Consider the following 12267-nt stretch of genomic DNA (forward strand, 5'->3'; position numbering starts at 1 on the left):
AGGACATGACCGAGACCCAGGGCAGCAGTCCGTCCCGGCGGTCGCTGATCGGCTGGGGCGGTGCGGGCCTCGCGCTCGGCGCCGCGGCGGCCGGCGGCGCGGTCGCCATGACCCGCACCGGCGACGACGTCGACCCGACGGCCGCCGACGTGGGCGCCGCGGTCGGCTTCCACGGCACGAACCAGGCGGGCATCGCCACGCCCGTCCAGGACCGGCTGCATTTCGCCGCGTTCGACGTGACGACCACGGACCGCGCCGAGTTCGTCCGGCTGCTGAAGGACTGGACCGAGGCGGCCCGCCGGATGACGGCCGGGAAGGCGGTCGGCGAGGGCGCGTACGGCGGTCTCGCGGAGGCGCCACCGGACGACACCGGCGAGGCCCTGGGGCTCAAGCCGTCCCGGCTGACCCTCACGGTCGGCTTCGGGCCGTCGCTGTTCGCGAAGTTCGACCTCGCCGACCGGCGGCCGGACGCTCTCGTCGACCTGCCCACGTTCGCCGGGGACGCGCTCGACGCGGCCCGCAGCAACGGCGACCTGTGCGTCCAGGCCTGCGCGGACGATCCGCAGGTCGCCGTGCACGCGATCCGCAACCTGGCCCGGATCGGCATGGGCAAGGTGGTCATCCGCTGGTCGCAGCTCGGCTTCGGCAAGACCTCCTCCACGACGCCCGACGCGCAGACCCCGCGCAACCTGATGGGCTTCAAGGACGGCACCCGCAACATCGCGGGCACCGAGACCGACCGGCTCAAGAAGTTCGTGTGGGTCGGCGAGAAGGACGTCAAGGAGAACTCGGCCTGGATGGTGGGCGGTTCCTATCTCGTCGCCCGCCGGATCCGTATGCACATCGAGACCTGGGACCGCACCTCGCTCCAGGAGCAGGAGGACATCTTCGGCCGCGACAAGGGCGAGGGTGCTCCGGTCGGCAAGGCCAAGGAGCGCGACGAGCCGTTCCTGAAGGCGATGAAGCCCGACGCGCACGTACGGCTCGCGCACCCGGACTCCAACCACGGGGCGACGATCCTGCGCCGCGGCTACTCCTTCACCGACGGCACCGACGGACTCGGCCGGCTCGAGGCCGGCCTGTTCTTCCTCGCCTACCAGCGCGACGTGCGCGAGGGGTTCATCCGCGTCCAGCGCAACCTCGCGTCCGACGCGCTCAACGAGTACATCCAGCACGTGGGTTCGGCCGTCTTCGCCGTCCCGCCCGGCGTCCGGGACAAGGACGACTGGTGGGGCCGGACGCTGTTCTCCAAGGAGGCGTAGCCCGTGTTCTCCAACTATCTGATCGGAATGCGCGAGGGCCTGGAGGCCAGCCTCGTCGTCTGCATCCTCATCGCCTACCTGGTGAAGACGGGCCGCAGGGACGCCCTCAGGCCCATCTGGACCGGCATCAGCGTCGCGGTCGCGCTCGCTCTCGGCTTCGGCTGCGTCCTCGAATTCGGCTCCCAGGAACTGACGTTCCAGGCGCAGGAGGCGCTCGGCGGCTCCCTGTCGATCCTCGCCGTCGGCCTGGTGACGTGGATGGTGTTCTGGATGCGGCGCACGGCCCGGCATCTGAAGTCGGAGCTGCACGGCAGGCTGGACGCGGCCCTCGCGATGGGCACCGGCGCGCTGGTCGCCACCGCCTTCCTCGCCGTCGGCCGGGAGGGCCTGGAAACCGCCCTGTTCGTGTGGGCTTCGGTGCACGCGGCCGGCGACGGCACACCGCGCCCACTGATCGGCGTGGCCCTGGGCCTGGCGACGGCCGTCCTGCTGGGCTGGCTGTTCTACCGCGGCGCGTTGAGGATCAACCTCGCGAAGTTCTTCACCTGGACCGGCGGCATGCTGGTCGTGGTGGCCGCGGGAGTGCTGGCGTACGGCGTCCACGACCTCCAGGAGGCGGATCTGCTTCCGGGTCTGAACAGCCTGGCCTTCGACATCAGCGGCACGATCCCGCCGGACAGCTGGTACGGCACGCTGCTGAAGGGCGTGTTCAACTTCCAGCCCGATCCGACGGTGGTCCAGGTCACGGTGTGGCTGCTGTACCTGGTCCCGACGCTCGCGCTGTTCCTCGCCCCGGTAGGGTTCGCCTCCGGGAAGGGGAAGGTGAAGTCGCCTGATGAGCAGGGAACACAGCCTGACGACCGGAATTCCGCGCAGTCGAAGGCTCCGCGCACGTGACCGGTACGCACTCATAGCGGCGTCGCTCACCGCCGTCTCGCTCATGGCGAGCGGCTGCGTGGTGGTCCACGGGGAACTCGAGCTGCTCCCCGCGGCCACGAAGGCGGAGGCCGCGAAGGCGATCGAGCAGTTCACGGCCGCGTACAACAAGGCCGATGCGGCGTACGACAGTTCCCTGGACGCCGACTACACGACCGGCGCCCTCGGCGTCATCGACGAGGCGCGGCTGAAGGCGGGCCGCGTCAACAACCCGGACGGCAACCCGCAGCACACGCCGCTGGTGCTGTCGGACGTGAAGTACACGATCGTCGAGAAGGCGGGCTGGCCCCGCTGGTTCGTCGCCGACGCGAAGGGCAACAAGGGCGGCGACTCGCGCTGGCTGATGGTGTTCACCCGGGGCGAGCGGGCGGAGCCGTGGCAGGCGACGTATCTGACGCTCGTGGCGCCGGGCTCGGTACCGGAGTTCGAGCGGGCGGGCGCGGACGGCCACGTTGAGGCCGTGCCGGCCGACTCCGCGCGGCTGGCCGTCGCCCCCGAGGACCTGAGCGAGGACTACACGGCGTACCTGCGAAGCGGCAAGGGCGCCTTCGCGAACGGCGCGTACACCGACGCGCTGCGCTCCACCCGGGCGAAGAACGCCACCAAGCCGGGCCTGGCCACGCAGTACATCGACGAGCCGCTGACCGGCGGCGACTACGCGCCGCTGGCCCTGCGCACCGCGGACGGCGGGGCGCTGGTCTTCTTCACCACGCACCACTACATGAAGCAGACGGCCGCGACGGGCGCCGCCGTGCCCACCCCGAACAAGAACGTGGCCGCGCTGACGACCGGTGAGATCAAGCAGTCCCTGACGATGGAGTTCGTCGCCAACGAGGTCGCCCTGGCCCCGGCGAAGGGCTCGGGGAACGGCAAGGTGTCGATGCTGAGCCGCCTGGAGGGCCTGACGGCGGCGAAGGGCGCGTAAGCGCTCCGCGTCGTGGCTGGTCGCGCAGTTCCCCGCGCCCCTTGGCCAGGGCCCGGGCCGGCCGTCAGTGGCGTGAGGGCCAGGCCGTGTTCGCGTGGTCGGGATCCTGGCCGGCGTGGCGGGCGCAGGCGTCCGTGAGGGTTTCCAGCAGGGTCAGCGGCTCGGGCAGCGCGTGCTCGGGTCCGCGCACCCAGTGCACGGAACGGCCGTCGTCGCCGGGGAGCCGGGCGGGCGGTACCAGGACGTAGGAGCCGCGGCAGTGCCAGCGCAGGCCGGGGTGCTCGTCCATCGTCTCGGGGTGGCAGTCCAGCTCGCACGGCCACCACTCGTCCTCGTCCTCGGGGGTGCCGCGGGTGAGGGTGAAGAAGAGCATGCGGCCGTCGTCGCTCTCGGCGACCGGGCCGACCTCGACGCCGGCGCCGAGCAGCCGCTCCAGGGCCTGCCGGCCCGCCTCCAGCGGCACGTCGAGGACGTCGTGCGTCATGCCGGTGGCGGTGATGAAGTTGGCCTGCGGCTGGTGGCGGGCCCAGCGCTCGATCTGCGCGCGGTCGGTGGTGGACTGCGTCTGCCAGGCGAAGGAGACCGGGTGCCGGGCGGGGGTCGGACAGCCGACCCGGTCGCAGGAGCAGCCGTAGCCGGGGGCCGGGTGCGCGGCGGGCGCGAGCGGGAGTCCCGCTCCGGCGGCTGCCAGCAGCAGGGCCTCACGGTCGCTGTCCTGGTCGGCCTGCGTCGGGCCGCTCATGCGCAACCACTCCGAGATCTTGCCCCACAGGCCGGTCCGGCCGCCGAACTCCGCGCTCATCTGTCCCCTCGCCTCGCTGTGGTGCGGACAGCATGCCTCATGGTCCCACCATCCTGCGCATCGGGGGGCCGTAGCCGTGAATCGGGGCAGGTGGGACGCGCGGTGCCAGAGTGGCCCATGTGGTACGGGTCAGCGCGGGGCGAGGCCGTGCAGGGCGTAGTCGACGAGGGCGTCGGTGTACTCGTAGGAGATCGGGCCGGTGTACTGGAGCCAGCGCTGGGCGAGCGGGGAGATGAAGAACTCGAGGGCGATGCGCGGGTCGAGGTCCGCACGGACCTGGCCGGCCTCCTGCGCGGAGCGCAGCCGGTCGACGTACAGCTGGATGGACGGTTCCATCAGCTTGGCCGTGAACTCGCGGCCGACCTGCTCGTTGACCACGCCCTCGGCGGCCAGGGCCCGCGAGGGCGCCTCGAACCGGGGGTCCGTGAGCTGGTCGACGGTGGCCCGCAGGACGGCCTTGATGTCGGCGGCCAGGTCGCCGGTGTCGGGGATGACGTACGGCTCCCGGTCCGACGCCCCGGCGTCCCGCGCCGCCTGTTCGCTGAGGTCGAGGAAGGCCTCCAGCAGGACGTCGGCCTTCGACCCCCACCAGCGGTAGATGGTCTGCTTGCCGACGCCCGCGCGGGCGGCGATGCCCTCGATCGTGGTCTTCGTGTAGCCGATCTCCGCCACGAGGGCCAGCGCGGCATCGTAGATCGCGCGCCGGGACCGCTCGCTGCGGCGGGTCGTGTCGGGGGCCGGCTTACCGGACTGGGTGACCATGGGTCGACGGTACCAAGCGGATGAGACGGGACGTCTCGTGAAGTGTCACGCGTCCTCGCCGGGGTAGCGCACGCCGATCCGCTCGCGGACCGTGTCGAGGGTCCGCATGACCGCGAGGCTGCCGTCGAGCGGGACCAGCGGCGACTCGGTCTCGCCGGCCCGCAGCGCGCGCATCACCTCGCGGGCCTCGTGCCGGAGCGTCGTACGGGGCCCGTCGGCCGGGTCGGCGGCGAACTCCTCCGGGTCACGCCCGGCACGGTGCAGCACGAGGCGGTCGGGGTGGAAGAAGCCGGACGGGAGGTCGATCCGGCCGCGTGAGCCGGTGACGGAGGCGGTGGTGCCCGTACCGCCTGCCAGCGAGCAGTGCAGGGCGGCGAGCGCGCCGGAGTCCCAGGACAGGGCCAGCACCGTCTGGAGGTCGACGCCCTCGGCGGAGAGGACGGCCTGGGCGGCGATGCCCGAGGGCGCGCCGAGCAGGAGGTGCGCGAAGGAGACCGGGTAGACGCCGAGGTCGAGGAGGGCGCCGCCGCCCTGGGCGGGGTCGCGCAGCCGGTGCGAGGGCGGGAAGGGCCCTTCGAGACCGAAGTCGGCCTGCACGGTGCGGACCTCGCCGATCGCGCCGTCGTCGACGAGGGCCTTGAGGCGGCGGACGACCGGGTTGCAGTACATCCACATGGCTTCCATGAGGAAGCGGTCGCGCTCCCGGGCCAGCGCGACCAGTTCCTCGGCCTCGCGCAGGTTCAGCGTGAACGCCTTCTCGCACAGCACGTTCCGCCCGGCCTCCAGGCAGAGGCCGGCGGCAGCGCGGTGGGCGGCGTGCGGGGTGGCGACGTAGACGACATCGATGTCCTCGTCCGCGGCGAGCGCGGCCCAGTCCCCGTAGGCCCGGGGTATGCCGAACCGGTCGGCGAACGCCTTCGCGGAGACCTCGCTGCGCGAGGCGACCGCGACCACCTCCGCGTCGGGCAGGTCGATCAGGTCCGCCGTGAACGCGCCGGCGATCCCGCCGGTCGCCAGGATCCCCCACCGCACCGTGTCCGTCGTCATACCCTGCCCCGCCCTCGTGCCGTCTCAGCAGTGTGTTCGAGCTGAGAGCATAGGGCGCACAGATGTCGGAGAGGGAGGGGCGGCCGGATGCCGGAGGGCGGGGCCATACCTGAGGCGGCGCCGAAGGCCGTGCCGGACCGGGGCACGCGTGCGGGCGGAAAGGCGGCGCCGACGCTGTCCGCCCGGCGCCGGACGGGGCTGCTCGTCACCCTCGTCCTGGGCGGGCTGACCGCCACTCCCCCGCTCTCGATGGACATGTATCTGCCGGCGCTGCCGGAGGTGACCCGCTCCCTGCACGCGCCCGCCGCGACCGTGCAGCTCACGCTGACCGCGTGCCTGGCCGGCATGGCGCTGGGGCAGCTGGTGTGCGGTCCGATGAGCGACCGGTGGGGGCGCAGGCGTCCGCTGCTGGCCGGACTCGTCGTCTACGTCGTGGCCACCGCCCTGTGCGCCCTCGCGCCCACCGTCGAGCTGCTGGTCGCCTGCCGGCTGGTGCAGGGGCTCGCGGGCGCGGCCGGGATCGTGATCGCGCGGGCCGTGGTGCGGGACCTGTACGACGGCGTCGCGATGGCCCGGTTCTTCTCCACCCTGATGCTGATCTCCGGGGTCGCCCCGGTCGTGGCGCCGCTGATCGGGGCGCAGATCCTGCGGGCGACGGACTGGCGGGGCGTGTTCGTGCTCCTCACGGGGGTCGGGCTGCTGCTGGCCGCGGTGGTGTGGAAGCGGCTGCCCGAGACCCTGCCCGCCGACGGACGTCACGCGGGCGGGGTCGGCGAGGCCCTGCGCTCGATGCGCCGGATCCTCGGCGACCCGCCCTTCACGGGGTACATGCTCACGGGCGGTTTCACCTTCGCCGCGCTGTTCGCGTACATCAGCGCCTCGCCGTTCGTCGTCCAGGAGATCTACGGCGCCTCGCCCCAGACGTTCGGCCTGCTGTTCGGCGTGAACTCGGTCGGGCTGGTACTGATCGGCCAGGTCAACGGCAGGGTGCTGGTCGGCCGCGTCCGGCTGGACCGGGTCCTGGCGGTCGGTCTCTCGGTGGTCGTGCTGGCCTCGGCCGCCCTGCTGCTGATGACGACGGGTGTGTTCGGCGAGGTCGGGCTGGCGCCGGTGGCCGCCGCGCTGTTCGTCCTGATGTCCGCGATGGGCGTCACGCTGCCCAACGCGCAGACGCTCGCCCTGATGCGGGTCCGGCACTCCGCCGGTTCCGCCTCCGCGCTCCTCGGCACGTCCTCCTTCCTCATCGGCGCGATCGCCTCGCCGCTCGTCGGGATCGCCGGCGAGCACACGGCCGTCCCGATGGCCGTCGTCCAGTTGGCTGCCGCACTGGTGGCGTCGGCCTGCTTCGTGGGAATCTGCCGTCCCTGGAGCAAGGCGGGCGCGGAGGACGGAGGTCCCCCCGCTCGAGCGACGCGGAAAGCGGGGGAAGGGAACTGAGCGCACCGAGACTGCGCGTCGACACACCGGAGCGAGCCGGACTCGACCCGGCGGAGACGCGCCTCCTCGTCCGTGACGTCGTGGACCTCACCACCGGCGACCGGCCGTGGGCGGCCGGCGCCGTCGTGGTCGCCGGGCGCGGCCCGGTGATCGCCGTGCGGGAAGCGGTGGGCTGGGCGGTGCGGTACTCGGCGTACGACCCGGCGGCCGACGCGGGGGTGGAGCTGCCGGCGGGGGCACGGATCCCGATGACCGTCGACACCCCCTTCGACCTGGCGTCCCTCACCAAGCTGTTCACGTCGGTGGCGGCGGTGCAGCAGATCGAACGCGGCACCCTCGGCATCGACGCGCGGGTGGGCGCGTATCTGCCCGACTTCCACGCGGCCGCGGCCCACGGCATCACCGTCCGCCAGCTCCTCACCCACACCTCCGGGCTGCGCCCCGAGCTACCCCTGTACGAGTGCGCCGACGACACCCAGCGGTGGGCGCTGCTGCGCGCGGAGGCGCCGGTCCGCGCGCCCGGCGCCCACGGGTACTCGGACCTGAACATGCTGCTGCTCCAGCAGCTCCTGGAGCGGCTGACCGGCCGCACCCTCGACGTCCTCGTGCGGGACGGGATCACCCGGCCGCTGGGCATGACGTCGACCGACTTCGGCCCCTGCCCCGGCGCGGCGGCGACCGAGGACCAGCGGCGTCCCTGGGCGAAGGCGGACCGGGGGATGCTGCGGGGCGTGGTGCACGACGAGAACGCCTGGGCGCTGGGCGGGGTGGCCGGTCACGCGGGGCTCTTCTCCACCGGCCACGACCTCGCGGTGTTCTGCCGCACCCTGCTGTCGGGCGGTTCGTACGGTCCCGCCCGCATCCTCGGCCCCGACTTCGTGGAACTCCTGCTGACCCCGCCGGGGCTGGGCTTCGCGGTGGACCAGTCGTGGTTCATGGGCGAGCTGGCGGGCGAGGGCGCGGCGGGGCACACGGGGTTCACCGGGACCTCGCTGGTGCTGGATCCGGCGACGGACACGTTCGTGGTGCTGCTGGCGAACACGGTGCATCCGCGCAGACGGGTGCCGGACAGCGGGCCCCGGGCGCTGGTGGGGACGCGGCTGGCGATGGCGGTGCGGTGAGGGTCGTACGGCGAGGGTTGTGCGGTGGCGGGCATGCCGTGTGTGGCGGGCGTGGGGCGGGGGCGAGCGGTGGCGGCCGCCGCGGCGGCGTGGGCCCTCACGATGGCGGGCGTGCAGCGGGGCCGGCACGGAGGCGACCGTGCCGTACGGGCGCGGAGTGAGGGCAGGGGCGGGCGCGGAGTGAGGGCGGACGCGGGCGCCGGGTGAGGGCAGGGGTGGGCGGGGGGGTGAGGGCAGGGGCCCGGACCTGAGAAAATCCGGGGGTGAACGTCTCCGTACCCGTTTCCGAGACCCTCCGCGGTGCCCTGACGGACCTGCTCGACGGGCTGCCGCCCAAGCAGGCCGGACAGGCCGTCGAGCGGCTCATCGCCAGCTACCGGGGCGCCACCCCCACCGACGCCCCCATCCTGCGCGACCGGGCGGACGTGGCCGCGTACGCCGCGTACCGGATGCCGGCGACCTTCGAGGCGGTGCGGTCTGCGCTGGAGGCGTTCGCGGACGCCGTGCCGCAGTGGTCGCCGGGCAGCCATGTGGACGTCGGCGGCGGCACGGGCGCGGCGACCTGGGCGGTGAGTTCCACCTGGGAGGGGACCCGCCCGGTGACCGTGCTCGACTGGGCGGAGCCGGCCCTGGCCCTCGGCCGCGAGGTGGCCGCGGCGAACCCGGCGCTGCGCGGCGCCCGCTGGCAGCGCGCCCGCATCGGCACGGCCCTCGCGCTGGACCCCACGGACCTGGTGACCGTCTCCTATGTCCTCAACGAGCTGGCCGCACCCGACCGGGCGGTGCTGGTGGACGCCGCCGCGTCGGCCGCGCAGGCCGTGGTGATCGTCGAGCCGGGCACCCCGGACGGCTACGCCCGGGTGATCGAGGCCCGCGACCGGCTGATCGCCGCCGGGTTCCGGGTCGCCGCGCCCTGCCCGCACAGCGCGGCCTGTCCGATCGTGCCCGGCACGGACTGGTGCCACTTCTCGGCGCGGGTCAGCCGCTCCTCCCTGCACCGGCAGGTCAAGGGCGGCTCGCTGCCCTACGAGGACGAGAAGTTCAGCTACGTCGCGGCCGCCCGCTTCCCCGTCTCACCCGCCTCCTCCCGGGTGGTGCGACGGCCGCAGATCCGCAAGGGCCAGGTGCTCCTCGACCTGTGCGAGACCGAGGAGCGGCTGAGCCGTACGACGGTGACGAAGAAGCACGGCGACCTGTACCGGGCGGCCCGGGACGCCGACTGGGGCGACACCTGGCCGCCGGCCCCGTGAGGCCCGTGGCTCAGGCGGGCTTGAGCCCCTGGTCGCCGACCTCCGTCACGAAGGAGGCGGCCGTGGTGAGGGGGGCGCCCTGCGTGGTGACGTACGGGACGGTTTTGAAGTCGGCGCGGGCGAGGTCGCGGCCGAACGAGACGGTCGCGTAGCCGCGCAGGCCGTTGTAGTACTTCAGGTGCGGGTTGGCGGCCATGAAGGCGCCCCAGTTGGCGGGCTTGGCGGACCCGTTGCCGCCGCTGGAGATCGACGAGGTGACGATCTCCGTGCCGAGGGTCTTCGACGCCTGGTCGGCGAAGTCCCGCTTGATGTCGAACCCGTAGTGCACGTGGACGTCGCCGGTCAGGACCATCAGGTTCTCGACGCCGGCGGCCTGCGCGCCCGCCAGGACCCGCTCCCGGGAGGCCGGGTAGCCGTCCCAGGAATCCATGGAGACCTGCGAGGGCACGGTGGTGGAGTTGTACCGCTGCGCGAAGGTGACCTGTTGCGGGACCACGTTCCACAGGGCGCGGGAGCGGTGCCAGCCGTCGATCAGCCACCGTTCCTGGGCAGCGCCGGTCAGGGTGCGCCCCGGGTCCTCCGACTCGGGCCCGGGAACCCGCCAGCCGTCGCCGTACGCCTGGTCGGAGCGGTACTGGCGGGTGTCGAGGACGTCGAAGCGGGCGAGCCGGCCCCAGTGCAGGCGACGGTAGAGCCTGAGGTCGGGGCCGTCGGGGAGCTGCGGGCGGCGCAGCGGCTGGTTCTCCCAGTAGGCCCGGTAGGCGGCGGCCCGGCGGATGAGGAACTCCTCGGCCGGGTCGTCGTTCTCCGACACCGCGCCCGCGTAGTTGTTCTCGGTCTCGTGGTCGTCCCAGGTGACGACGAACGGGTGGGCGGCGTGCGCGGCCAGCAGGTCGGGGTCGGACTTGTACAGCGCGTACTTGAGGCGGTAGTCGTCCAGCGTCACCATCTCGTGGCCGTAGACGGCGGGCACGGTCCCGGCCGGGTAGGCGCGGGCGCCGCCGACGCCGCTGACGGCGTACTCGTAGAGGTAGTCGCCGAGGTGCAGGACGAAGTCCACGTCGTCCTCGGCGAGGTGCTTGTACGCGGTGAAGTAGCCCTGGTCGTAGCGCTGGCAGGAGACCACGCCGACGGTCAGGGCGGCGGTCCGGGCACCGGGGGCGGGAGCGGTCCGGGTACGGCCGGTGCGGCTGATCCAGGCGCCCGCCTTGAAGCGGTAGTAGTACACGCGGTCGTTCTCGAGGCCGTCGACCTGGACGTGCACGCTGTGACCGAACTCCGGGTGCGCGAGCGTGGTGCCGCGCCTGACGGGTCTGCGGAAGGTCTCGTCGCGGGCCAGTTCCCAGTGCACGGTGACCCGCTCGGCGGGCAGTCCGCCGTCCGCCTGGTACGGGGCGGGCGCGAGGCGGGTCCACAGGAGGACGGAGCCGGGCAGCGGGTCGCCGGAGGCGACGCCGAGGGTGAAGGGGTCGTCGGTGAGCCGTGCCGGGTCGAGTTCGGCGGCGGCCGCGGTACCGGCGGCGGGCAGGTTCACCGTGAAGGCGAGCGCGGCGGCGGCCGCGGTGCCGGTGAGGAAGCGGCGGCGCCCCAGGTGGCGAGCGGTGGCGCGGAGTTCGGGGGCGTGCTGGGAGTGGTGGGCTGCGGGTGTCATTCCGGTCCTCCCCTGAAAAAAATGGCGGCAGGAGGCATTGGAGTGGCCGGAGACGGCCCGGGAGCGTCGCTGGGTTGGCGCGTACACAACAGTCGGATGTCGGACGGGTGCGTCCCGCGTGCCGGATCCGAGGGAACGCCGCTCACGTACGCTGCGGGCCCATGAACGCCGAGAACACAGAGAATGCCGAGAACGCCCGGGACACCCCGGCCGCCGGCCGATCCACCGGTCGATCCGCCGGTCGGACGAAGATCGCGGTCGTCACCGGCGCCGGTTCCGGGATCGGACGGGCGGTGTCCGTGGAACTGCTGCGCGCGGGCTGGTCGGTGGCGCTGGCCGGACGGCGCGCCGCGGCCCTGGAGGCGACGGCCGCGCTGGTGCCCGAGGGCACGTGTCTCGCCGTGCGGACGGACGTCTCGCGCCCGGAGGAGGTGACGGCCCTCTTCGACGCCGTACGGGACCGCTTCGGGCGGCTGGACCTGCTGTTCAACAACGCGGGCACGTTCGGGCCGGGTGGCGTGCCGTTCGAGGAACTCCCCTACGACGCCTGGCGGCACGTGGTGGACACCAACCTCAACGGGGCCTTCCTGTGCGCGCAGGGGGCGTACCGGCAGATGAAGGAGCAGGATCCCCGGGGCGGCCGGATCATCAACAACGGCTCCGTCTCGGCGCACACGCCCCGCCCGCTGTCCGCGCCCTACACGGCGACCAAGCACGCTCTCACCGGTCTGACGAAGTCCCTCTCGCTGGACGGCCGTGCGTACGGCATCGCGGTCGGACAGATCGACATCGGCAACGCGGCCACCGACATGACGGCGCGGATGCGGACGGGCGCGTTGCAGGCGAACGGCGAGACCGCGCCGGAACCGGTGATGGACGTCGCCGATGTGGCGCGCACGGTGCGGCACATGGCGGAACTGCCGCTGGAGGCGAACGTGCAGTTCGCGACGGTGCTGGCGACGGCGATGCCGTACGTGGGACGGGGGTGAGGACACTCGCCGGAGCGGGCCGTGGGCGGCACGGGCCGCCCCCGGACAGTCAACTGCTCAACCTGCACAACCGGAGTTTCTCCGT

11 protein-coding genes are annotated in these 12267 nt (G+C 73.1%); 7 read left to right on the forward strand and 4 right to left on the reverse strand.

Annotated features, from left to right (window positions below):
• The first annotated feature begins 5 nt into the window (after positions 1–5).
• From efeB to QF030_RS13930, 3 genes are read left to right on the forward strand one after another with little or no spacing between them, the layout of a single operon-like run.
• Complete coding sequence (gene efeB, locus QF030_RS13920) at positions 6–1262, forward strand: iron uptake transporter deferrochelatase/peroxidase subunit (protein ID WP_307162982.1); 1257 nt, start codon at positions 6–8, stop codon at positions 1260–1262.
• A gap of 3 nt (positions 1263–1265) precedes the next feature.
• A complete protein-coding gene (efeU, locus tag QF030_RS13925; RefSeq protein WP_307162983.1) occupies positions 1266–2159 on the forward strand; it encodes an iron uptake transporter permease EfeU in 894 nt (297 codons plus the stop codon).
• A complete protein-coding gene (locus QF030_RS13930; protein WP_307162984.1) occupies positions 2098–3123 on the forward strand; it encodes a hypothetical protein in 1026 nt (341 codons plus the stop codon). The genes efeU and QF030_RS13930 overlap by 62 nt, the downstream gene beginning before the upstream one ends.
• A gap of 64 nt (positions 3124–3187) precedes the next feature.
• Here QF030_RS13930 and QF030_RS13935 read toward each other — a convergent pair whose 3' ends face one another.
• The 3 genes from QF030_RS13935 to QF030_RS13945 form a co-directional block, all read right to left on the reverse strand.
• Positions 3188–3925 (reverse strand): bifunctional DNA primase/polymerase, encoded by a 738-nt coding sequence (locus QF030_RS13935; protein WP_307162986.1) that lies wholly within the window; start codon positions 3923–3925, stop codon positions 3188–3190.
• A 129-nt stretch (positions 3926–4054) separates the two neighbouring features.
• Positions 4055–4687 (reverse strand): TetR/AcrR family transcriptional regulator, encoded by a 633-nt coding sequence (locus QF030_RS13940; RefSeq protein ID WP_307162987.1) that lies wholly within the window; start codon positions 4685–4687, stop codon positions 4055–4057.
• Between the two features lie 45 nt (positions 4688–4732).
• Positions 4733–5734, reverse strand: coding sequence for a Gfo/Idh/MocA family protein (locus QF030_RS13945; protein WP_307162988.1), 1002 nt, complete (start codon positions 5732–5734; stop codon positions 4733–4735).
• Between the two features lie 87 nt (positions 5735–5821).
• On the opposite strand from QF030_RS13945, the gene QF030_RS13950 reads away from it, so the two are divergent.
• From QF030_RS13950 to QF030_RS13960, 3 genes are all read left to right on the forward strand, one after another.
• The gene (locus tag QF030_RS13950) at positions 5822–7171 is read left to right on the forward strand and encodes a multidrug effflux MFS transporter (RefSeq protein ID WP_307162989.1); all 1350 of its coding nucleotides are present in this window, start codon (positions 5822–5824) and stop codon (positions 7169–7171) included.
• The gene (locus QF030_RS13955) at positions 7090–8292 is read left to right on the forward strand and encodes a serine hydrolase domain-containing protein (protein WP_373428891.1); all 1203 of its coding nucleotides are present in this window, start codon (positions 7090–7092) and stop codon (positions 8290–8292) included. Before QF030_RS13950 ends, QF030_RS13955 begins: the two co-directional genes overlap by 82 nt.
• 263 nt (positions 8293–8555) lie before the next feature.
• Positions 8556–9542, forward strand: a complete 987-nt coding sequence (locus QF030_RS13960; RefSeq protein WP_307162990.1) for a small ribosomal subunit Rsm22 family protein — start codon at positions 8556–8558, stop codon at positions 9540–9542.
• Positions 9543–9552: 10 nt separating this feature from the next.
• Here the strand turns inward: QF030_RS13960 and QF030_RS13965 are convergent, their stop codons facing one another.
• The gene (locus tag QF030_RS13965) at positions 9553–11193 is read right to left on the reverse strand and encodes an alkaline phosphatase D family protein (RefSeq protein WP_307162991.1); all 1641 of its coding nucleotides are present in this window, start codon (positions 11191–11193) and stop codon (positions 9553–9555) included.
• Positions 11194–11354: 161 nt separating this feature from the next.
• On the opposite strand from QF030_RS13965, the gene QF030_RS13970 reads away from it, so the two are divergent.
• Positions 11355–12182, forward strand: a complete 828-nt coding sequence (locus QF030_RS13970) for an SDR family oxidoreductase (protein WP_307162992.1) — start codon at positions 11355–11357, stop codon at positions 12180–12182.
• Positions 12183–12267: the final 85 nt, after the last annotated feature.

Origin of the sequence: Streptomyces rishiriensis, assembly GCF_030815485.1 — a bacterium.
Lineage (GTDB): Bacteria > Actinomycetota > Actinomycetes > Streptomycetales > Streptomycetaceae > Streptomyces > Streptomyces rishiriensis_A.